26 protein-coding genes are annotated in these 22400 nt (G+C 39.4%); 14 read left to right on the top strand and 12 right to left on the bottom strand.

Annotation, left to right across the window (positions count from 1 at the left end; genetic code table 11):
- Positions 1 to 14: 14 nt before the first annotated feature.
- From IAR63_RS15405 to IAR63_RS15395, 3 genes are all read right to left on the bottom strand, one after another.
- On the bottom strand, positions 15 to 1610 hold the full coding sequence (locus tag IAR63_RS15405) for a photosystem II high light acclimation radical SAM protein (RefSeq protein WP_187705876.1): 1596 nt from the start codon (positions 1608 to 1610) through the stop codon (positions 15 to 17).
- Positions 1611 to 1661: 51 nt separating this feature from the next.
- Positions 1662 to 2120: a DUF4079 domain-containing protein gene (locus IAR63_RS15400; RefSeq protein ID WP_096544602.1), complete on the bottom strand. Its 459-nt coding sequence runs from the start codon at positions 2118 to 2120 to the stop codon at positions 1662 to 1664.
- Positions 2121 to 2356: 236 nt separating this feature from the next.
- A complete protein-coding gene (locus IAR63_RS15395) occupies positions 2357 to 2758 on the bottom strand; it encodes a DUF1830 domain-containing protein (protein ID WP_096544600.1) in 402 nt (133 codons plus the stop codon).
- 223 nt (positions 2759 to 2981) lie between these two features.
- Between IAR63_RS15395 and IAR63_RS15390 the strand changes: the two genes are divergently transcribed.
- Positions 2982 to 3521, top strand: a complete 540-nt coding sequence (locus IAR63_RS15390; protein ID WP_096544596.1) for a hypothetical protein — start codon at positions 2982 to 2984, stop codon at positions 3519 to 3521.
- Positions 3522 to 3533: 12 nt separating this feature from the next.
- Entirely contained in the window at positions 3534 to 4325 is a 792-nt protein-coding gene (locus IAR63_RS15385; RefSeq protein ID WP_187705875.1) for an ATP-binding cassette domain-containing protein, read from the top strand.
- An 8-nt stretch (positions 4326 to 4333) separates the two neighbouring features.
- On the opposite strand, the gene IAR63_RS15380 is transcribed toward IAR63_RS15385, so the two are convergent.
- Positions 4334 to 5113, bottom strand: coding sequence for a response regulator transcription factor (locus tag IAR63_RS15380; protein ID WP_187705874.1), 780 nt, complete (start codon positions 5111 to 5113; stop codon positions 4334 to 4336).
- A gap of 470 nt (positions 5114 to 5583) precedes the next feature.
- Here IAR63_RS15380 and IAR63_RS15375 point away from each other — a divergent pair, with 470 nt between their 5' ends.
- From IAR63_RS15375 to IAR63_RS18515, 5 genes are all read left to right on the top strand, one after another.
- Positions 5584 to 5838: a DUF6761 family protein gene (locus IAR63_RS15375; RefSeq protein ID WP_057177957.1), complete on the top strand. Its 255-nt coding sequence runs from the start codon at positions 5584 to 5586 to the stop codon at positions 5836 to 5838.
- 124 nt (positions 5839 to 5962) lie between these two features.
- Entirely contained in the window at positions 5963 to 6916 is a 954-nt protein-coding gene (locus IAR63_RS15370; RefSeq protein ID WP_187705873.1) for a DMT family transporter, read from the top strand.
- Positions 6917 to 6918: 2 nt separating this feature from the next.
- Entirely contained in the window at positions 6919 to 7785 is an 867-nt protein-coding gene (locus tag IAR63_RS15365; protein WP_187705872.1) for a hypothetical protein, read from the top strand.
- Between the two features lie 11 nt (positions 7786 to 7796).
- Positions 7797 to 8978 (top strand): homocitrate synthase/isopropylmalate synthase family protein, encoded by a 1182-nt coding sequence (locus tag IAR63_RS15360; protein WP_187705871.1) that lies wholly within the window; start codon positions 7797 to 7799, stop codon positions 8976 to 8978.
- A gap of 47 nt (positions 8979 to 9025) precedes the next feature.
- Positions 9026 to 9472, top strand: a complete 447-nt coding sequence (locus tag IAR63_RS18515; RefSeq protein WP_235678293.1) for an MFS transporter — start codon at positions 9026 to 9028, stop codon at positions 9470 to 9472.
- On the opposite strand, the gene grxD is transcribed toward IAR63_RS18515, so the two are convergent.
- From grxD to IAR63_RS15340, 3 genes are read right to left on the bottom strand one after another with little or no spacing between them, the layout of a single operon-like run.
- Complete coding sequence (grxD, locus tag IAR63_RS15350) at positions 9469 to 9804, bottom strand: Grx4 family monothiol glutaredoxin (RefSeq protein WP_006276027.1); 336 nt, start codon at positions 9802 to 9804, stop codon at positions 9469 to 9471. The genes IAR63_RS18515 and grxD overlap by 4 nt on opposite strands.
- 35 nt (positions 9805 to 9839) lie before the next feature.
- Positions 9840 to 10070: a BolA family protein gene (locus IAR63_RS15345; RefSeq protein WP_006276026.1), complete on the bottom strand. Its 231-nt coding sequence runs from the start codon at positions 10068 to 10070 to the stop codon at positions 9840 to 9842.
- A 56-nt stretch (positions 10071 to 10126) separates the two neighbouring features.
- Positions 10127 to 10696: a tetratricopeptide repeat protein gene (locus tag IAR63_RS15340; protein WP_187705870.1), complete on the bottom strand. Its 570-nt coding sequence runs from the start codon at positions 10694 to 10696 to the stop codon at positions 10127 to 10129.
- Between the two features lie 123 nt (positions 10697 to 10819).
- Here IAR63_RS15340 and IAR63_RS15335 point away from each other — a divergent pair, with 123 nt between their 5' ends.
- Positions 10820 to 12886, top strand: a complete 2067-nt coding sequence (locus IAR63_RS15335; RefSeq protein WP_235678292.1) for a S8 family serine peptidase — start codon at positions 10820 to 10822, stop codon at positions 12884 to 12886.
- Here IAR63_RS15335 and IAR63_RS15330 read toward each other — a convergent pair.
- Positions 12883 to 13650, bottom strand: a complete 768-nt coding sequence (locus tag IAR63_RS15330; protein WP_187705868.1) for a lysophospholipid acyltransferase family protein — start codon at positions 13648 to 13650, stop codon at positions 12883 to 12885. The two genes, IAR63_RS15335 and IAR63_RS15330, sit on opposite strands and share 4 nt — an antisense overlap.
- Before the next feature lie 101 nt (positions 13651 to 13751).
- Entirely contained in the window at positions 13752 to 14231 is a 480-nt protein-coding gene (tadA, locus tag IAR63_RS15325; protein ID WP_187707493.1) for a tRNA adenosine(34) deaminase TadA, read from the bottom strand.
- A gap of 255 nt (positions 14232 to 14486) precedes the next feature.
- On the opposite strand from tadA, the gene glpX reads away from it, so the two are divergent.
- Positions 14487 to 15524, top strand: a complete 1038-nt coding sequence (glpX, locus tag IAR63_RS15320; RefSeq protein ID WP_187705867.1) for a class II fructose-bisphosphatase — start codon at positions 14487 to 14489, stop codon at positions 15522 to 15524.
- 109 nt (positions 15525 to 15633) lie between these two features.
- Positions 15634 to 16920, top strand: coding sequence for a glutamyl-tRNA reductase (locus tag IAR63_RS15315; RefSeq protein WP_187705866.1), 1287 nt, complete (start codon positions 15634 to 15636; stop codon positions 16918 to 16920).
- A gap of 26 nt (positions 16921 to 16946) precedes the next feature.
- Here the strand turns inward: IAR63_RS15315 and IAR63_RS15310 are convergent, their stop codons facing one another.
- Positions 16947 to 17279 carry an ArsR/SmtB family transcription factor gene (locus tag IAR63_RS15310; protein WP_115539296.1) on the bottom strand — a complete coding sequence of 111 codons (333 nt, stop codon included), beginning with the start codon at positions 17277 to 17279 and terminating at the stop codon, positions 16947 to 16949.
- Between the two features lie 111 nt (positions 17280 to 17390).
- Here IAR63_RS15310 and IAR63_RS15305 point away from each other — a divergent pair, with 111 nt between their 5' ends.
- The 3 genes from IAR63_RS15305 (at position 17391) to IAR63_RS15295 (ending at position 19700) form a co-directional block, all read left to right on the top strand.
- On the top strand, positions 17391 to 18080 hold the full coding sequence (locus IAR63_RS15305; protein ID WP_187705865.1) for an MBL fold metallo-hydrolase: 690 nt from the start codon (positions 17391 to 17393) through the stop codon (positions 18078 to 18080).
- 47 nt (positions 18081 to 18127) lie between these two features.
- On the top strand, positions 18128 to 18667 hold the full coding sequence (locus tag IAR63_RS15300; protein ID WP_187705864.1) for a rhodanese-like domain-containing protein: 540 nt from the start codon (positions 18128 to 18130) through the stop codon (positions 18665 to 18667).
- 70 nt (positions 18668 to 18737) lie between these two features.
- Positions 18738 to 19700: a sulfite exporter TauE/SafE family protein gene (locus IAR63_RS15295; protein ID WP_235678291.1), complete on the top strand. Its 963-nt coding sequence runs from the start codon at positions 18738 to 18740 to the stop codon at positions 19698 to 19700.
- On the opposite strand, the gene IAR63_RS15290 is transcribed toward IAR63_RS15295, so the two are convergent.
- On the bottom strand, positions 19673 to 20239 hold the full coding sequence (locus IAR63_RS15290; RefSeq protein ID WP_057179063.1) for a DUF1634 domain-containing protein: 567 nt from the start codon (positions 20237 to 20239) through the stop codon (positions 19673 to 19675). The two genes, IAR63_RS15295 and IAR63_RS15290, sit on opposite strands and share 28 nt — an antisense overlap.
- Before the next feature lie 4 nt (positions 20240 to 20243).
- Positions 20244 to 21080 (bottom strand): sulfite exporter TauE/SafE family protein, encoded by an 837-nt coding sequence (locus IAR63_RS15285; RefSeq protein ID WP_057179069.1) that lies wholly within the window; start codon positions 21078 to 21080, stop codon positions 20244 to 20246.
- A 525-nt stretch (positions 21081 to 21605) separates the two neighbouring features.
- Between IAR63_RS15285 and IAR63_RS15280 the strand changes: the two genes are divergently transcribed.
- Positions 21606 to 22394 carry a sulfite exporter TauE/SafE family protein gene (locus IAR63_RS15280; RefSeq protein WP_057179062.1) on the top strand — a complete coding sequence of 263 codons (789 nt, stop codon included), beginning with the start codon at positions 21606 to 21608 and terminating at the stop codon, positions 22392 to 22394.
- The last annotated feature ends 6 nt before the right edge of the window (positions 22395 to 22400 follow it).

Raw genomic sequence — 22400 nt, 5'->3', positions numbered from 1 at the left:
GTGGGATAATGATTTTAAGATACACTAGCCAAACGTTGTGGCTGAGTCCTTTCCATGGGAGCTGTCAATGCTGATTCCAAGTCAGCACAACCTAACCGTTCTTCTAAGATGTTCATTACCTCTCTTCCGAAATCGTTAGGATTACGACGCCAGGCCTGTAAACATACTTCTCCAAAAAAGGAACCTAGTGGTTCTGGGTTCCACAGAAGTTTTTTAGCTGTCCATGGCATTAAACTCATAGGATTATAACCTGGTTTGAGGACACCAGTTTTAAACGCATATTCTTCTAGATGGGTATGGGGTTGCAATCCAATAAAGAAAATTGCCGGTTCCACCTTATCACTGCCAAATATTCTTTCTAGCTCTCGATGATAGGCAATAGTTTGACGAATGGTTTCAAAACTTTCATCAATAACATTGAAAGAGTAGTTGACGGAAACTAAATCATTAAAACCCGCTGATTTTAGATCTCGGCAGTTTTGTAAAACCGTGCGCAAGTTATAACCCATACGCATTTTGCGTACAAGTTCCTGAGAACCGCTAGTAATACCAATTTCAAAGTAATTCATGCCAGTTTTAGCCATCAACTGACACAGTTCAGGTGTTAAGTTGTCTGCTCTAATATAGGCGGCCCAATGGATATCCGTCATACCAGAATCAACTATTTTCCCTAATAGTTCTATGGCATCATCAATATACTTACGAGCAGGGATAAATTGGGCATCAGTAAACCAGAAGTTACGAACCCCACGTTCATATAACTGTCTGATTTCAGCTACCACTTCATCACCAGGGTTAATACGAACTTGTTTACCTTCTACTACAGTGTATACGCAGTAGCAACAGTTATGGGGGCAACCACGCTTGGTTTGTACTCCAATATAAAAATCTTTGTCCTGTAAATAATAGTTGAATTCCGTCCAAACGGTTTCGATATAGTCGTAGTTACAAGCGGTTTTTTCTAAGGGGGTTGGTTGTTCGTGAATTAACCGTTGACGGGGAGTATTTTGCCCTACCACATAACAGCGTTCATCGCGGAATTCTTCTCCTTTGAGATATTTAGTCAGTAAGGTTTCTCCTTCCCCCACAGAAACAATTGTTCCCTTGGGTAAACTTTTCCCCAACTGTTCATAAAATACACTCACTGCTCCACCACCAACCACTGCACGTGCTTGAGCCTGGTATTTTTTGGCGCGTTTCATCCCACCCTGGATTAAACCCAGGTTTCGCCAAAGTTCTAAATAATAGGCAATGAAGATGCGCAACCCACCCAAAGCTCCCCGTAGTTTGATTAAGGGATTTTTAGCATAGTAAAATTCAAAAGCGTTTTGTAAAGGGTTACCACCTCTACCACCCACGGGAGCATATATTTGAATATCTCGCCAAGAAAAAACTAATAGTGTGGGTTGAAATTCGTCTATACATCTATCCAGCGCAGCACCATAGTCCAGGGGTGGAACTGTTCCCAGGTCAAAAATTCGTTGTTCAATGTCAGGGAATTGTTTGTGAACATGATCACAAAGGTAAACTACCCCAATAGGAAAGATGGGGTTACAGGGAAGACGAACATAGAGTATTCGGTTTGCCATCATGGTTGTTTTAACTGCCATCTTGCCAAGTTATCGGGGATTTTTGAGGTTAAAAACTCAATTCACCTACTATTATAAATACTTTTGAACCACATTCCAACCTGTGAGACAGACCCAAGCAAAACCGAAAAACAAAATTGCATTGAGGGTGATGTGTAAGGGTCTGGCCCAAAATTTGCCCTGACTAATTTGAGTAGCACTAAGAGCAGAAATCAGAACCAGTATGACTACGGTTAATCCAGCAAATAAATGGGAAGAATGCCCTAGGGATCCAAAATGCCCTAATGTACCAACTATACCAATTAATAACAGTAATAATACTAAAAATATTAGGGTAATACCAAGAAGATAATGAAGGGTTTTTACCAAATTATTGACTTTTGGCACAACTACGCCTAAGGGAGATCTACCATTAGTTCTGACTTGCCATAACCAGTAAGCTGTAATAGCTAGAATAGTATAAACGAAAATGGCTAGACCCATGGACCAGGCAGCTATTCTCCATAGCCATAAAAAAGAAGGTAGGTGCATATTAAGTCTTGTTGAGTAAAATTTAGTAGTTTATGGTTTTTTTACAGTTTCAGCCTCGATTATCCTAACATTTAGTGTGTATTTCCATAAAAAAGGTGCTGAAATTAGCACCTTTGTGGTTAACAAGGATATTTTTTTCTAATCACAACATATTAATCGGGGGTTAAAAAAGCACAACTGTTTAATTGATATGCTCAGTGATGATTGAGCCAATTGGACTAGTTGCGGAATAATCTTTAATCCTTACTGTAGGAAGTTGAATAACTCGCAAACGTTTTTGCTTCTAACAATGCGAATTGTTTATGAACTTCGCTAGAAATATCACGATTGTTATCAACATCTACTGCTAGTGTCGGGTTTCCATCATTCTCATCTTCATCTGTTTCCGTCAATCTTAGGCGATCGCAGGGTATAGTATCGGAGAGAATTGCACTAGCCATCATTCCCGTGTGAATCTCCATTTGAGCATATTTAGGAGCTTCAAATACAAGTCGCTGTCCGGGAAAGATAACTCTTTCAAAATACCAATTAGGAACGTTAGAGATACGAGCTACCTGGATTTTACTCGTAGCATTGATGTAGCAGCAGAGGATTTTCCCCGATTGCTCTGGTGGTAGAGAATCTAATATTTGAGCCATAACTGCTGAGGAGCTTATTACGCCGCAATTTTACATTACATATTTAACTTTAGCACTCAATGATCCCCAATTGCTGTAACTGGGACTACCAACTGGAATTTTCTGCATTATTTCTATCGAAAGTTGGAAGATTCCTTCCGGTTTGGCCAGTGCTTTTTTTAGATTTATGATATGATATGATACCGCCCTCAATCCCACATCTGGATTCTGGCCCAGAAAATCTATGACTGAAAGCACCACGTTTTTCCTTTCTCCGTTGATTAGAATTACTCTCCTCACACTCTATATAGCCTTAACACTACCTTTACCATTTTTAGCGGAAGTTACACAAGCACCTGTCACACCACTAGTATTATGGTTAGGGATAATAATTGGATTAGTGGCATTATATGCTGTGCTTACCCAAAGAGTGATTGTCAACGAACAAGAAATTCAAGTCACCTATCCTGTTTGGGTTCCTAAACTGTTACGTCAAGACTGGTCCTTACCCTGGTCTGAAATTAAAAGTCTCAAATGTCGCACCACAGGACAGGGAGGTTTGGTTTATTATTTCCTCACGGATGAAGGCAAAGCTTATTTGTTGCCCATGCGCGTTGCTGGATTTAACCGCCTAGTGAAACTTGTTCAGTTAAAAACAGGTATAGACACCACCGATGTCCGTCCTCTATCCCAGCCATGGATGTATTTAATCTTATTGATTTGTACTATTATCCTATTATTGGTAGATGCTTGGACTATTAACATAGCTAATTCTATGATTTAACCGTTTGATTTAATGCTGGAAGATGCTCCCGAAAAATTATCACCCCTGCTCAAACTGGAGCAAGTTAGTTTATGGGCAAAATTGAAAGCCCCATCGCCCAAAAACATGATGGGGTATCCAATCTTGCAAAATATCTCCTGGGAAATCTTTCCAGGCGATCGCACAATAGTCGTAGGTAAATCAGGATCTGGAAAAACATCCCTGCTCAGACTACTGAACCGACTAGAGGATCCTAGTAGTGGTAAAATTTACTTAAATAACCAAGAATACCCTGGAATTCCCATGGTAGAACTGCGTCAACAGGTAGTTCTTGTAGCACAAGAACCTAAACTGTTGGGGATGACAGTTAGGGAATCCCTAGCATATCCTTTATTATTAAGAAATATATCTCAGGGAGAAATTGAAGAAAGAATTGGATATTGGAGAGAGCGACTAAAAATTCCCCAAACTTGGATGGGAATGACAGAATTACAGCTTTCCCTGGGTCAGCAGCAATTAGTAGCCCTGGTGCGCGCTCTTGTCACCCGGCCCAAAATTCTGTTGTTAGACCAACCCATTTCCGCTCTAGACCCAGTTGAGACTTCCTGGTTGCTAGAAAGAATCACAGAAGGGATTTCTGACCTTTGCCCAGATGTAAAAACCGCAGTTTTGATGGTCACCTATCAAATTGACATTTTCCAAGAGTTTAGTAATCGTTTATTGCATCTTGAGCAAGGTCAAATTGTCACCAACCTAGCCAGCTCACAAGTGGAATGGAACGCTATAAAGACCAATCTCATGACACCAGCAGAAGAGGAATGGTAAAGCACACCTCACCCCCTCTGAGTAGCTAAAGTAGCACGATTATCAGTAAATCTTTCCCTTGTTAACCTAGTTTGAGCTGGTAAAACAGGTGGAACAGTTGCCTTTAAAATTTCCATGTTAAATCTATAACCCACATTGCGAATAGTTTGGATCAAACTAGGTTGGCGCGGGTCCAGTTCTACCTTTTTCCGCAATGATAAAACATGAGTATCAATAGTTCGGGGATTATCAATAGCATCTGGCCAAGCACGACGTAGCAACTCAGATCTACTCAAAGGTGACCCACCAGCTTGGGCTAAAACATAAAGTAGACTAAACTCCTGAGGTGTTAAATCTACAAATTCCCCTTGCAGACGCACCCGACGTTGAACTAAATCAATTTGTAAACTACCATAATCTAAGTGAGCTGGTGCAGTAGGCGTACGTTTGCGGCGAATCAAAGATTCTACTCGTGCAAGAAATTCTTGCATACCAAAGGGTTTACTTAAATAGTCATCCGCTCCCGCTTTTAACCCTGCTACAATATCCGTCTCATTATTACGAGCAGATAACATCAGGATTAAAGGTTGATCCTGACCATGTAACCAGCGGCAAAATTCCACACCGTCACTGTCGGACAAATCAGCATCCAGAATAACCAAGGTTGGCTGATGGGTTAAAAAAACTTCCCTTGCTTGATAGATACTAGCGGCTTGATGTACTTTGTATTCTAGCTGTTGCAAGTGCCAACCCAGCAAAGATCTCAGATGAGGATTCCCCTCAATAATTTCAATACAAACCGATCCCACAGTTGTAAGACCCCTTAGCGTCGATGATTTTCAAATTAACAATCTCAGGCGGAATGTTTTGTAGTTTTTGTTACTTGAGTTGACCTAATCTTTATATTTACTCACCCAAAACCTCACAAAAAATTTAAATCTCCTGGAAATTTGGCAAAATCTTATTTTATTCTAATTTTAATTTTATCTTATTTTAACTTTTGCAACCAATCCCCACCCTGATATTTGTTAGGTGCAATGCGGGAAATTTTAATCTTAGTTTTGCTTTTGGGAACTGGGAAAAAATGTTTAATCTTGACTATAATTTAGGATATGATCAAGTCGTTAACTGCTGGAGGGTTTATTTAACACTGCGGGGGACCCTTGAATATCCCTTTCAAGCAAGTCTTAAAGAATCCGCCTCTCTTTAGATGGTGGAGTGTCAATTTTGATTGTAAATCATATACAATTCCCATTCTCACTAAATTAAATCAGCGGTTATGCTTCAAGACACACAAACCATCCGCTACTACCAAAGACTTACGGACGCCTTCGTCGAATTATGGAATCGCGGTTACCATCAAGATGATATGCGGATGTACTTGGATGGATATCTAGCAGCTCTGCGACAAAGTAATGCTATTGAACCCTATCTAATTCATCGCTTAGAGGAGGAGGCCATTCGCTACTTACATGATGGGTCTAACTTTGCGGTGGTGCAACCAGAACCTGAGCGTTATCATGGTTATTACTAGCTGTTTTTATTCCTACTGATAACTCAACTACTGTTTTAATCCCCTTTAGCACGACTGAGCTAAGGGGAATTTTAGTGTCAGGTACCTTAACTAAATAGGCGATCGCCTGTCAAGGAGAAAACGGGTGTTAGCAAGTATTACTGAAGAATATATTCCCCCTTCTAAAGGAAGTTTTTTATCCTTATTTATTGCTTTGATTGCACTTTCCTGTGCGGCTATTTTTATTAAATTGAGTGAACGAGAAATTGGTCCAGTAGCAACTGTTTTTAATCGTCTTTGGATTGCAGCAATTGTTTTAAGGGTTTGGCATTGGATAAGTATATCAATTATTCAATCTCCCGAGCAACAGCATGATCAGCGAGTACCGGAAAAAAGTGAAGTCCTATTACTAGTACTAGTGGGAATAATAGGAACAGCTTCTGTTATTTTTTGGGCATTGTCGTTAACTCAAACCAGTGTTGCAAATTCCACATTAATGCGAAATTTATCTCCTATTTTTACCTGTTTACAGGGATGGTTGTTTTTTCGGCAAAGATTCCAGACTCAGTTTATATTGGGTATGTTTCTAGCATTAATTGGAGCCTCTTTAATTGGAATTGGAGATTTTAAAATTGGAATAGAGCATTTAATTGGTGATGGTTTAGGTCTGCTTGCAGCAATTTTTTATGCTCTCAATTTGTTGATTTTAGAGCATTTACGTTCTAAATTTTCAGCTGTAAGGCTGCTTTGTTGGCGATGTGCCATTGGTGCTTTGATTCTTATTCCCTTTGTTTGGTTGACAGAGGATAAATTTTTCCCTTGTTCTTTAGATAGTTGGCTAATTATTTTAGCCCTTGCTATTATTTGCCAGTGTTTTGGACAATGTGTTTTAGTTCACCAACTCAAGCAGTTTTCCTCTAGTTTCATTGCTATTTTTTTGCTGCTTGAGCCAACCTGCACAGCAATTTTTGCTAAGTTGATTTTTGCAGAGGCTTTGAGTGCTTTAAACTTAGTAGCATTTGTAATAGTTTTGGTAGGAATATTTTTTGCCAAAACTTGCGAAAAATCTGAACATCCCATATTACAAAAAGCAGAATAAACATGCACCAGTTAGATCAAGAACAACCGGTTCAAACAGGTTCTGTGGAACTAGTAGAACTAGTTCCTGGGATTGGAATTGGGTTTTCGACTTCTCAGGGTTGGCGACCATTAGTTGAGCATCCCTTATTGATTTGGGTAGGATTAACTGGTGTGGGCAAAAGTACAGTCAATGCCAGTTTATGGGATTTAGGACTAGCATTTACTTTACTCCCTAATCGTCGTGCTTTAACTGATCAGTTTATTATTCCGACAATCATGAAAATGGATGAAGTAGAAGAAGCTAAACCTTCCTGTCGTCTAGCACGTTTCTATTATACCCATCGTTATAAACAACTATTTCCAGGAGGAATGGTTCATGTTTTGAGCCAATTACAAATCCATCCTTTACAAGTACGCTTTCCTATAATATTTGATGGACTGCGAGGAAAAGATGAAATAAAGTACGCCGTAGAAATTCTCCCCAAGGCTAAATTTGTGTTACTGGAAGCTTCTGAATATGTGCGATTACAAAGACTTCTGATGCGAAATGATTCATTTGATCACGTTGCTAAACCTATGAAAATTATTCATGATCATGAAGTGAGAAAAAATAACAACTTTGCAGATCTAGAAATACCAGAAGTATCAGAGTTATTTTCATCGGAAGAGACAGCAGCAATTTTGGCTCAGGTAGAACAGGGACTATATTCACCATCTGCTCTGCGCGATCGCTTAAAGATTATGATTGAAGAACGAAAAAGTTATGATCCTGTTAGCACAAAAGCCACATTGAAAAAATTAGCTCCTGAAAGAAATTTAGTGATAGATACAACCTACAATTCTCCTGAGCAGATAGCTAAAAAAGTCAAACATTTTCTTCTGAATTAAAGAAACATAATATGATTAAAATTCTGGATTCTACGCTAAGAGAAGGTGAGCAGACACCAGGGGTTTATTTTTCTCCGGAAAAAAAGTTAGTAATTGCCCGGTTATTAGATGAAATAGGTGTAGATGTGATTGAGGTGGGTAATCCATCAGTAGATAATGAAATTGCTTGGGCTATTCAACAAATAGTTAAGGAGGGTCTTAAAGCTAAAATTGGTGCTCATTCGCTGTGCAAAATAGATGCTGTCAAAAAAGCTATTGATTGCGGAGTTGACTTTTTGGGGGTGTTTTTCAGTGTTTCGCAAAAGCGATTGAAACAAGACTATAACATTTGTTTATCAGCAGCAATAGAGAAGATTGTAGAAGTAATTGAATATGCAAAAACCCAAAAACCCGATTTATTAATTAGATACACACCGGAGGATACAGTTAGATCATCTATGGAAAATGTTGTTCAAGCAGCTACTGCAGCGATTAAAGCGGGGGCGGACATCGTTAGTATAGCTGATACAACAGGTTATACGACACCTTTTGATCCTAGTCGTAGTATTTATGTGCAGGTAAAAACCTTGAAAGAAGAACTAGCCAATCAAGGTTTATACCCGCAAATAGAAGTACATTGTCATAATGACAAGGGCCTAGCGCTAACCAATGCTTTAGATGCTTATAGAGCGGGGGTAGATATGATTGATACAGCAGTTATGGGATTGGGAGAAAGAGCGGGAATTGTGGACTTGGCAGAATTATTGGTTAACTTAGTTGACATGGGAGAAGCAAAAAAATGGCAACTCCATTTTCTGCGAGATTTATATGATTTTGTTAGTAAATATGCCCACATTGTAATTCCTCCCAATCGACCAATAACTGGTAAAAATGCCTTCACCCATTATGCGGGTGTTCACGTAAAAGCAGTGGTAAAAGATGAGAGTTTGTATCAGAGTTTAGATCCCCAAACTTTAGGAATGAAAAGTGGTATAGCATTGGGAATGCAATCTGGATCTACTGCTGTAGAACAGGCTTTAATTCACATTGGTAGACAAGATTTGGCACAAAATAAAGATTTAGTCAGCAAAATCTTACAAGCAGTGAAAGAAATGGCCAAAAGAGGTACACCCATAGATATTCAGGAGGATTTACCAAGTATTATTGACCGTTGTCAAATTCAAGGATCTGAAAAACTCCTGGACATACCCTAAACAAATAAACAAAAAATTTGGTTTTTAAAAACACCCCACTCAAAAATATGAAAGCGATTTACACCCAGCAAGAAGAAGTTCAAAATCCCCACAGGTGGTTAACAGTTCTAGGTATTGGAATTGGGGTGTTCATTTTTGCCCTAGATGTTTATATCGTCAATTTGGCTTTACCTGTGATGATTCAATCACATAGCTTGGGTATTGCTTCTGGTTTTTTATCCTTATCCAGGATTTTAGGACAAACGGTAGGAGTTCCCCTGGTGGGAGCCATATTCTCTTTTACGACTATTACCAGTGCTGATCTTAGTTTTAGTATAGATGTGACGAATGCACCAGTTGAAGCTCTAGTTTTTGGCACACAAATTACCTTTAGAGCTGTAGCTGGTCTGTTATTGATATCTACAATGTTGGTAATTTGTTTTTGGTGGCTCAATAAAAACTTTGCCAACGGGTTCCCCCTTAGATTAAAAAGGGGGATTAAAGAGGATATTTAAGAAGCTAATGCTACTTCAACTTTTTGCTGTAATTCACCTTTTTGATATAGTTCAATCAAAATATCAGACCCACCAACAAATTCCCCATTAATGTAAACCTGGGGAATTGTGGGCCAGTTGGAATATTCCTTAATACCTTGACGAACGTTATAGTCAGAAAGAACATCAAAGGTCTCAAAGGGGACTCCTAAAGTGTTGAGAATTTGTACAACATTATTAGAGAAACCACATTGAGGCATTAATTTAGTTCCTTTCATGAAAACCATTATTTTGTTTTCTTTGACTAATTTATCAATTGTTGCTGTAATTTCTGTTGGGTTTTCTACTGTCATGGTTTTAATTCCTTGTTGTGTTAATTGTCAATAGTCTAGGGAGCAGATGTTTTCAAAGCCAAAGCGTGAATCGCCTCGGTTGACATAGCTTGTTTTAAAGCATCATAAACTATCCGATGTTGTTGTACAAGTCCTTTACCCGCAAACTGGGATGAAACCACTGTTACTTGATAGTGGTCTCCACCACCGGTTAGGTCTTGCACTTGCACTTGTGCATCCGGTAGTTCTCCTTTAATCATTTGTTCAACCTGTTGGGGAGTTATCATTGTTATTCCTGAAAAAACATCCTTCTTTAAATTATTATCAGTTATTCCAGAATCTGCTACTTTCCTGGATTGTCTGTCTTTCCAGGATAAGGTGTGTCGACAAAACCTAGTTCCCACAGTTGTTGATAAGCCTTTTTGCCTAGTTCCCAGGTAGGGTTTTGACTTTTAATGACTTGAATTAAAAGAGGTATGGCCAAATCAGGTTGGTTTAATGAACGATGTACCAATGCTAACTGATAAGTTGCTTCATCTCGTTTTTGGGCTGTTTCTAGGGCCTTTTTGCGGTGGGAATCAGAGATGCTAAAATCAATTCCAGAAAAACTGGCATTTAAATCTTGGTAAAAAGTAGATAGCTGATTATATATTTGACGCGCTTCCTGGAGTTTTTTGACCGCTAGAGTATAGTTTTTGCCAGACACCGCTTCCTGTCCCTCCTTCATCAGGCGATCGCCCCCTGTGATACTTAATATATTGGTATTTTCGCTCTTGCTTGGGGTTGGACTGGGTTGCTTATCATTAGGTTTAGTTTGTACTGGTTTATTTGGTGACTGGACTACCTGAGATTGGACGGGTAAGGACAGACCAAAAAATATTATTGAGAATAAGTAAATAGTTTTGAGGTTCATAAAGTCAAATAGTTTGGGGTTGATGGGAAAATTCCTCCAACTTCATATATACTAGGGTGGCCACCATACTAAGTTAAGCATAGTTTCCAGTATCTTTATCAAAAATATTTAATGATCAAGAACATGATCAACAATAACCAACCAGTAGTTTTACAACGTGGAGGAGAAGAGTTGATTCTCATAAAATCCACGGAACGCTTCACCATTCGTTTCCATGCTGACCTAAGCAAGGAGGAATTATCTAGGATCTCCTGGGGAAAATGGCAGCGTACCATCCCCAGAGCTAAGTTGGAATTGTTCACTGTTGCACCGGATCAGATAGAAGCGTCTATGTTCCAGGCTAGATCCGATCAAAGAGTAGTTTTTGCCAGTCATGTTTATCAATTGCAGGATAACCCTAGCACCTATGTCTATTTGGGTGATCAGATAACAATTCAATTTGCTGCTGGGTTAGATAATGATAAAACTAGTGTTATAACATCTTCACTTAATCTAACTGAAGACCAACCCATAGCTGATTTACCCAATACCTTTATATTTTTAGTCAGCAAACATTCCCCACATAATCCTCTAAAAATTGCCAACCAACTACAAATCCTGCCAGAAGTCTTAGCAGCAGAACCAAACGTTTTTATTCAACAAGAAACCCATTACAGACCCAGCGATTCTCTCTATCCTCAACAGTGGTATCTCAATCACAATGGTGGAAATCAACTGGCGATCAGTTCACACATTTGTGTAGAGCAAGCTTGGGATATAACTCGTGGGATACGTTCAGTGGTAGTCGCAGTTGTGGATGACTCCTTTGATTTGAACCACCCAGATTTACAAGGAGTGGGTAAAATTGTTGCTCCCAGAGATTTGAAAGAAAAAGACTTTTTACCCCTACCAGGAGAGCAAGAAACTAGTCATGGTACTGCTTGTGCTGGACTAGCAGTTGCTGAAGAAAATGGACAGGGTATTGTTGGTGTGGCCCCCGGTTGTGCCCTCATGCCAATTCGTACAACTGGATATTTGGATGATGAATCAATTGAGGACATATTCAACTGGGCATTAAAATACAATGCCAGTGTTATCTCCTGTAGCTGGGGAGCATCTGCGGTTTATTTTCCCTTATCTTTACGCCAAAAAGCAGCAATTACCCGTGCTGCAACCCAGGGACGGAATGGAAAAGGATGTGTAATTCTTTTTGCAGCAGGTAATGCTAACCGTCCCATTAGTGGTACAATAGACGAGAAGAATTGGCCTAAGGATCTGTTAAAAGGCAAAACCAAGTGGTTAAGTGGTTTTGCTATTCATCCCGATGTAATTGCCGTTTCTGCATCTACAAGTTTAAATAAAAAAGCCGCCTACAGCAATTGGGGAGAGAATATTTCTGTTTGCGCTCCTAGTAATAATGCTCCTCCGGGAATGTGGTTTCAAGAAAGTGGTTTTGTTTACACCCAACCGACTATTTCAACAACTATAGATGGCCTGGGAATGTTGACAACAGATCAAATAGGGAAAGCGGGTTACAATCCTGGAAACTTCACTAATAATTTTGGTGGAACTTCTAGTGCTACCCCTGTGGTTGCTGGAGTAGCAGCATTAATGTTATCAGCCAATCCGGATTTAACCGCTCAACAAGTCAACCGTATTTTACAAGAAACCACTGATAAAATTGTTGATCCACAACCAGATCCCCAATTGGGTTTGCAGGGAGGTACTTATAATAGCAATGGTCATTGCTTGTGGTTTGGTTATGGTAAGGTGAATGCAGCTAAAGCAGTAAGAGCAGCCCAAAAATTACGAGGGAATGGATTGGTTGCCAATAAATTGATCAGGGGTGAAAATAAAAATCAGGTTACTATTCCCGATGGGCAAAAACAAGGAGTGAGAACTACAATTGTGGTCCCTCAAAATATTATTATTAATGATATTAGAATTGCCGTGAATATTAGCCATGATTTTTTGGGAGATCTAGAAATTTATTTGATTCCCCCTAACGGTCAGTCTTTGTTATTGCAAAGTCGCACTTTAGGAAGACAAACCCGTTTAGAAAAAACCTATACAGTTAGTTCCCAACCAGTTCTCAAACAGCTGCTGAATTCATCAGCTAAGGGAAATTGGCAGTTACATGTTGTTGACTGTTCTCCCCAGGATATGGGTAAACTTAATGGTTGGGAATTACTGATTGGTTATGGGGATTAGGAGTTGGTTAAACAATTAGTTCCTAAAGAGAAATCTGGTTGGGAATCACCAACTTTTTCTAATTTACTTCTTAAATCCCTAGTTAAATATTTAGCATTCTGTTTTAAACAACCATGCATATAGTCCATAACTTTAACTGGTTCACCAATACGAATTTTGACTTTTGTTCCCCAATTAGGGTAGGGTCGATCGTAATTAATAGCAACAGGTATAATCTTGATATCTAAATTAGGATCTAGAGATTGAGCATTTATAGACAAACGAGCTATACCGGATTTTAAGGGATGAATCTTACCATCTCGAAAAATTCCACCCTCAGGATAAATAACTAACATTTCTCCCCCTAAAATTAAATCTATAGCATGACGTAGAGATCTGATCCCAGGACGTTGAAGATTGACAGCAAAACCACCCATACTGAGAATAAACCAACCCTGTATCCCTCGACATTCACTACTCATCACCATAAATCTCAGATCCCGTCCGGTGATATAACGCCCCGCAGCATAAGCTAAAAGCAGGGGATCCCAACGAGAACGGTGTGTAGGTGCTAAAATCACTGCACCTTTGGTGGGAATATGTTGTTGACCTGCAACATCAATACGACCAAAAAACCAGGGTATAACCAAATTATATCCTAACCAATAGGCCAAGGGAGTTAACCAGGGAGAAATCCAAGACCTAGTGTGGGAAAAGGGAGGATCTAAGCAAATATTTGGAGACTGACCCGCGAAACTGGTAGAAGCAGAGTGAGATTCCTTCATGGTGGTTAGTAGTTAGCGGATGTGACGCAAACTGGATTATTTCCACCGTAAATTTTCTTGGGTAATTTTTGTTTTTCTATCTGGACAGTTTTACCTTGTGTCTATGACTTATTACCATTTGATCCGTAAGCAGATTTTTGAGTTTTTTGGGATCTTTGATATATGAACCAAGACTGTAATTGTTCACGGGAAGCGGATTCCAGCATACCTCCAATAACTTGTAAACGGTGATTGGATGCAGGACTACCAGGGATGTTAATAACAGTACGAATGGCACCAGTTTTAGGATCGTCTACTGCGTAGACTAAAGTCTGTAATCTTGCGTGAATGATAGCACCAGCGCACATAGGACATGGCTCCAGGGTGACATAAAGTGTACATTGATCTAGATGCCAATTTTGTAAGGTTCTTGCTGCTGAACGAATGGCAATAATTTCTGCATGGGCGGTAGGATCTTGATCTCGTTGTTTGCGATTTTCCCCCTGACCAATTAAATCACCCTGGGGATTCACAATTACACATCCCACAGGTACTTCCCCCGCATCACCCGCAATCTTTGCTAGTTTGAGAGCTTCACTCATCCATCCCTGATGATATTTGACCAGTGATAGGTAGTTGGATTCCATATTTTTGCCTTCCACTTCTTATCCTTGTTTACTTGACAAAATTCTACCTTTGTGTATAGGAAAATAGACCGGTGTCTTCTCCTGGTTGTAAAACTTAACAAACTGATTATCCAAAGTATTTCTCATTGAAGTACCGGACTTTGGTAGACTTATAGACTGAAATAGCCATAGCAAAAGTCGCTAAAGATCAGCAATTAAGAGGGTAGACCTGTGGAAAATACAATTGGTTTAGAAATTATTGAGGTTGTCGAACAAGCTGCGATCGCCTCTGCAAAGTGGATGGGTAAGGGTGAAAAGAACACTGCTGACCAGGTAGCAGTAGAAGCTATGCGCGAACGGATGAATAAAATCTATATGCGCGGTCGCATTGTAATTGGTGAGGGGGAACGTGATGACGCGCCTATGCTTTACATCGGTGAAGAAGTGGGAATTTGTGCTAATCCAGACAATGCTATCTCCTGTAGCCCTGATGAGTTAATGGAAATTGATATTGCTGTTGACCCCTGCGAAGGTACTAATCTGGTAGCTTATGGACAACCAGGTTCCATGGCAGTTTTAGCAATTTCTGAACGAGGTGGTCTCTTTGCTGCTCCTGACTTCTATATGAAGAAGTTGGCCGCACCCCCAGCAGCTAAGGGTAAGGTTGATATCAATAAGTCAGCTACTGAAAACCTTAAGATTCTGTCTGAATGCTTGGGCCGATCTATTGAGGAACTGGTGGTCGTTGTTATGAAGCGCGAGCGCCACAATGATTTAATTAAGGAGATCCGTGAAGCTGGTGCAAGAGTTCAATTGATCTCTGATGGTGATGTGGGTGCAGCTTTGTCTTGCGGTTTTGCTGGTACTAATATCCACGCTCTCATGGGTATTGGTGCAGCTCCTGAAGGTGTAATTTCTGCTGCTGCTATGCGCGCCCTGGGTGGTCACTTCCAAGGTCAGTTAATTTACGACCCCGCAGTGGTTAAAACTGGTTTGATTGGCGAAAGTAAGGAGTCTAATTTAGAAAGACTTTCCTCTATGGGTATTAATGAACCAGATAAAGTTTATGATGCTCATGAATTGGCATCTGGTCAAACTGTCTTGTTTGCAGCTTGTGGTATTACTAGTGGTAATTTGATGCAAGGTGTGCGGTTCTTCCACGGTGGTGCAAGAACTCAAAGTTTGGTCATCTCTACTCAGTCTAAGACTGCTCGCTTTGTAGATACTATTCACATGTTTGAACAACCTAAAGTTGTACAACTGCACTAATTTTTGTTAACTAACTGGTAAAGGGTAATTGGCAAGTGTACCTGTTACCCTTTGCCATGATAACTACGAAAAACAGCAAGAGCGTTACTCCAGTCATAAGAAATTAAAGATGAATATTGCAGTAGTGGGGTTAAGTCACAAAACAGCCCCAGTTGAAGTAAGAGAAAAATTAAGTATTCCTGAACCCCAAACCGAAAGTGCGATCGCTCACTTGCTCAACTATCCTCACATTGATGAGGTGGCTATCCTCAGTACCTGTAACCGGTTAGAAATTTATGTTGTCAGCAGCGATATCCCCCAGGGAGTTCGGGAAGTGACACAGTTTCTCGCTGAGCATAGCAAACTACCTGTAGGTTCTTTACGTCAACATCTGTTTACTCTCATCCATACCGATGCTGTAACTCATATCCTGCGAGTTGCTGCTGGTTTGGATAGTCTAGTTCTTGGAGAAGGACAAATTCTGGCTCAGGTGAAAAATACTCACAAACTGGGACAGCAATACAATGGTGTAAAAACAATTTTAAATCGTTTATTTAAACAAGCTTTAACTGCTGGTAAAAGAGTTCGTTCTGAAACGAGTATTGGCACTGGAGCGGTCTCTATTAGTTCAGCAGCTGTAGAGTTGGCACAAATTAAGGTAGAAAATTTAGAACTATACCGGGTACTAATTGTGGGTGCGGGAAAAATGTCTCGTCTACTGGTACAACATTTGATTTCTAAGGGCGCATCCCATATTAGTATTGTTAATCGCTCCCGGGAACGAGCAGCAGAACTGGCTAAACAGTTTCCAGAGGTGACTATTCACATTCATCTCCTCCCAGAAATGATGTCTGTTATTTCTCATAGTGATTTAGTCTTTACTAGCACTTCCTCCACAGAACCAATTATCAACCGCTCTAAATTAGAAATGGTTTTAGACCCTAACCATTCTCTCATGTTGTTTGATATCTCCGTACCTCGCAATGTGGACTCGGATGTAAATTGTTTAAATAATGTCCAGGTTTTTAATGTGGATGACTTAAAAGCAGTGGTAGCTCAAAACTACGAAAGTCGTCGCAAAATGGCCCAAGAAGCTGAAAAAATCTTGGACGAAGAGGTGGAGTCTTTTGATATCTGGTGGCGCAGTTTGGAAACTGTCTCTACTATCAGTTCTTTGAGAAATAAAATCGAACACATCCGCGAACAAGAATTACAAAAGGCTCTTTCCCGATTGGGTTCGGAATTTGGCGAAAAACATCAGGAAGTAATTGAAGCCCTGACTAGGGGAATAGTTAATAAAATATTACATGACCCTATGGTACAATTACGATCACAACAGGACATAGAAGCCCGACGTAACTGTATGCGAACTTTACAAATGTTATTTAATTTGGATACGGAGGAGCAATTCAGCTAGTAAAACTCGAAGTATCTGGGAGTTTCTTACAATCTAAGATCCTGTAACTCCCTGGTCTGCTCTTCTAATCTAACCTGCAAGCGATCGCACACTAAATCGCACAGTTGAAACAATATGGGATCCACAATCTCATAAATCACCATCACCCCTTCAGGTCTTCTTTTTACAATACCTGCTTGGGTCAGAATCTTCAGGTGTTTAGACACATTCGCTTGACCTAGACCGGTTTCTGCTATTACCTGGGTGACATTTTTTCCTCCTGTCTTCAAACAGCACAAAACCTGTAATCGACTTACCTCCGACAACACTTTGAAATATTCTGCAACATGGATTAGAGCTTCTGGATACATATCTGACATAAAAAATTCGGAAAATTTTAGAGAATTTCTGAAATTTGTACTTGACTATTCTACTGTATAGTAATATGATTATATTATCAAGTAGGCAGAGGGTAAAAGTCGAGGGTGAATATGTTATTTAGACAACTTTTTGACAGAGAATCTAGCACATATACATACTTAATTGCTGACGAGCAGACAAAAGCGGCCGTGCTAGTGGATCCTGTGGTGGAGCAAGTAGAAAGGGACTTACAGGTAATTGAGGAACTAGGTTTAACATTACAGTATTGCTTAGAAACTCATATTCATGCTGATCATATCACAGGTACAGGCAAACTGCGGGAGCGAACAGGGTGTTTGGGGATTGTACCTGCTAATTCTTTCGTCAGTTGTGCGGACAAACAGATGGAAGATGGGGAAATATTAACCCTGGGGGAGATTAATGTTTTAGCGATTGGGACACCGGGACATACGGACAGTCATTTAGCTTTTTTAGTCAATCAAGAGAAGTTGTTTACTGGGGATTCATTATTAATTAGAGGTTGCGGGAGAACTGATTTTCAAAGTGGAAGTGCGGAAACTCTATTTGACATTGTCACCGAAAAATTGTTTACACTTCCGGACGAAATAGAAGTTTATCCAGGACATGATTATAGAGGTTTTACAGTTTCTACTATCGGTGAAGAAAGAAAATATAACCCTCGGTTTAAGGGATATAATCGGGAGACATTTGTCAAACTAATGAATGAATTGAAGTTGCCAAATCCTCAGAAAATGATGGCAGCAGTTCCTGCGAATCAACTTTGCGGTAAGGCGGTTTAAGGGTGTGGACCGGATAAATTGGTAAATATGGCAACAGGAGTAGGCAAATGGAGATTTCAGGTAAAGAAGAATTACAAGCATTAGATGCTTCACAGGTGAAAGAATTGTTAGAAAGCCAAAGAGTACATTTGATAGATGTGAGAGAGCAGGAAGAATTTATGGGTGAGCATATTCCCGGTTCTCAACTTTTACCTCTATCAAAATTGGAGCCAGAAAAAATATCCTTATTAACTGGCAAAAAGATAGTTATTTATTGCCATTCAGGAAATAGATCCCAACAAGCTGCTCATAGATTAATAGAATTTGGATTTAGGGATTTCAGTCAATTGGAGGGAGGAATTAGTGCTTGGAAAAAGTCAGGGTATGTAACTAATAGGAATAAAAATGCTCCTATAAGTATAATGAGACAGGTGCAAATAGTGGCAGGAACTTTGGTAGTTACTGGGACAGTTTTAGGAGTTTTGGTTTCTCCTTGGTTTTTAATTTTAAGTGGTTTTGTAGGGAGTGGTTTGGTATTTGCTGGGTTAACTAATACTTGTGCCATGGCTATGCTATTGAAGAAATTGCCCTATAACCAAAGAGGTTGAAAATACTAAGACTCCCTACAGGGGGTCTGTTTTTAAAAATTGGTGGATTGCAAGTGGGGTATAAGAAACTATGATGTGGATCTTAGGACATATTTTGGCGACTGGAATAGGTATTAGCTTAGGGTTAATAGGTGGTGGTGGTTCAGTTTTAGCCCTACCGGTTTTAGTGTATGTGATGGGGGTGCCAACCAAGTCAGCAATTGCCATGACCTTAATCATTGTTGGTACGGTCAGCTTGATTGGATTAATTCCTCACTGGAAAAATCGAAATATCAATTTTCGTAAGGCGTTTATTTTTGGCTCCGCTACCATGTTAGGTGCTTTTTTAGGTGCTAAAATTGCAGGTTTACCATTTATTACTGACAATTTACAAATGCTGCTTTTTGCAATTGTGATGTTGATAGCAGCATTCCTTATGATCAGAAGAAGTAGGCAAAATCCAGATAAATCATCCGTAAAATACCAAAAGGATTTACAAGCAAGAAAGGATAGATCTTTCGATTTAGATCGGGGTTATCCACCACAGGATGAAGATATTTGTCAAGATGATGTTTACGAGCATATTTACCAACCCCCAGTTTGCAAGTATTGCTGGTTATGGTTGTTAACCGAGGGGTTGGGAGTGGGAACATTAACTGGGTTGATAGGGGTTGGAGGCGGTTTTGCCATTGTTCCTGCTTTAGTAATTTTAGGTAAAACACCCATGAAAGAAGCCATTGGTACTTCTTTGTTAATTTTAGTAGCTAATGCAATGGCAGGTTTTTTGGGTTATTTGGGACGTGTGAATTTGGATTGGAATTTAATAGGTAGTTTTATTCTTGCTGCTAGTTTAGGTAGCTTTTTTGGTGGTTATCTGTCTGGGTTCATTGATGGAAGAAAATTACAGAAGTATTTTGGTTATTTTTTAATAGCTGTTGCTGCTTTTGTACTGTTTCAAAATCAGACTGCTGCTACAGGTAAAAAAACTGCCACTGGTCTGGTGAAAAGTGCAGGTATTTCTCCATATTACAAAGAAGCACTTACCAAACTATAACTAATAGTAGCAAGTACCAGTAAGGTCATCACCACGTAAGTAAATTTTCTCTGGAACATAAAAACCAAAAAGGAAATAACCACGCGCAAAATAGGGACAGAAATCAAGATTAGAAGTCCTAGTTGAATTATCCCCCTTCCACTACCGGAAAAAATAGCATTTATCACACCCATGGGTGAACAAAACTGCGACGGTGTACCTCTGAATCTGTGATACTCAGCAGGTTCAAAACCATGACGGATTAAATATAACATCCCGCCCGCAAACACAACAGTGCTAGCAATTAATACACCATGTCCGAGTAAATTACTCAGGATATTTTCTAGTTGTTGTTCAGATTGCGACTTATTTGGATGGCAAAAACTAGTAATTTCACTAGAAAAGTTAGTATTATTTATACTGTTATTTTGATCCAGCTGCTGTTGCTCTAATTGTTCAATATCAGAATCAGTTTCTTCTGGAATCAGAACCAGTCCCATTAATTCGATTTCTATTTCCGCTGATGAAGTCCATCTAAAACCAGAATTTAATTTATACATGTTATTATACTCCCCCTGTTAAACCGTTATAGACCATTTTTAGTGCCATCAATACTAAGATGATACTGAAGATAATTCTGAGGGTTTGAGTTTTGGCACCAATTAAAATTCTGGCCCCTAAAAAAGCACCCGGTAAAACTCCCAACAGTACGGGCATAGACAAGCCTGGCTCAATATATCCTCTACTTAGATATATGCCAGCAGAAGCTGCTGCTGTTACACCAATCATAAAATTGCTAGTGGTAGTGGAAACTTTAAAGGGTAAACCCATTGCTTGATCCATCGCTAAAACTTTAAATGCTCCAGACCCAATACCTAGTAAACCAGAAAGAATTCCTGCTAGTAACATAATGCTAAAACCAGCAGGTAGGGAGTTTACTTGATAAGACATTACACCATCATTTATGGGGTAAGTACCATTTAATTGGAGGTATTCAGCTAGGGGATCTGATTTGACAACCTCAACACATTCCGTTTTTGGTCTTTGGGATAAATATGCTGAATAAATTAGCACAAATGCTAAAACGATAGTGAGGAATTTAACTGAAACAATGGTAGCTATGGATGCACCAACAACCGCACCAATAGTACTAGCAACCTCTAAAAACATTCCTAGTCGAATATTAGTAAATCCCTTTCTAATATATGTCGATGCTGAACCTAAGGATGTAGCAATAACTGAAACCAAGGAAGCACCAATAGCGTAACGAATATCAACCCCAAAAACGGAAGTTAATAGCGGAACTATGACAACACCCCCTCCCAACCCGGTTAAAGAACCTACTAAACCAGCACTAAAGGATCCCACCCAAACTAATACAGAAAATGCCAATATACTCAAATTCCCCTCCACGGTTTATTAATACTTGTTGATTAGTGGTGAATATGTTTATGTTGGAAAGTAATTGGATAAATTCAACAAACCAAGACTGTTTTTCCTGATCACAATAAAACTTGTTATTAGGATATATGAATTACACTGTATTGTAGGGTATCCTATATTATTTTTTTTGATTGTGCAAGTCTTTTTCAATATTTTTAACAATTTCTTGATGATTGTTAAGACACTCAATAAGGTGGGATTGGGGGGGAATTAACTATTTTGATAGTTTTTGCTTGATTACTTTAATCACCCAAAAGAGTAGTTTATATTTTCATTTCTGGGGAAAATCATCACTGAAATATCCACACAACCCAGACTTGGAAAAACAAGAAAATAATCCCTCTCACCTCTTGACATCCGAGGTTTAATCGTGATTAAATACGGTAATCCAATCGAGTTTTAGTTATTTACTGGGACTTGAAAGATGTATGTTAGGATACTAATGCACCATATACTATTATTTTGATGTAGATGAGGGGAAGGATGGACTACTTACTGCTACCAGTTTTCAGCTTTTTTATTGGCACCATTGTGGGTTTAACGGGAGTAGGAGGCGCATCCCTGGTTACTCCTATGTTGATTTTCGTTTTTCAAGTTCCACCTTCTATTGCTATCAGTTCAGATGTTGTAGCTGCTACGCTAATGAAGGTAGTGGGTGGGGTTAAACATTGGCAACAAAAAACCCTAGACATGGAAGTGGTTAAATGGTTAGCCATGGGTAGTGTTTCTGGATCGCTGGTAGGTGTAGGTCTTTTACATCAACTTAGAACTAATGGGTATGAGATGGATAGTCTCTTATTGAAGTTATTAGGAATAATGATTTTGATAGTGACACTAACAGCATTAGCACAAATGGTAATAATCACACTGTTCCCCCAGGTCAATTTTCCCGAACCCCCTAAATTAAATGTTAAAACCGATCAAGGTCGTTTTTTAACCTTGTTAATCGGGGTCTTTTTAGGATTCTGTGTCGGTATGACTAGTGTTTCATCTGGTTCTATGTTCGCATTGGTATTGGTTACTTTGTTTAGCTTAGATGCACAAAAGTTAGTAGGTACAGATATTACCCAAGCAGCAATCCTATTAATATTTACATCCTTGGGTCACTTGACCTTGGGAACGGTGGATTGGAGTTTAGTATTACCAATATGGATAGGTTCAGTCCCAGGGGTGGTACTGGGTTCAAAACTTTGCCAAATTACTCCACAACGTCCACTTAAGTTGATTATCTACAGCATTTTGGTGATGGTTAGTTGGAAGTTAGTAGTTTAATTCAAT

The sequence above is a fragment of the Cylindrospermopsis curvispora GIHE-G1 genome (assembly GCF_014489415.1).
In the GTDB taxonomy this organism is placed as follows: Bacteria; Cyanobacteriota; Cyanobacteriia; order Cyanobacteriales; family Nostocaceae; genus Raphidiopsis; species Raphidiopsis curvispora_A.
This window is presented reverse-complemented; position numbering and strand designations above follow the sequence as displayed.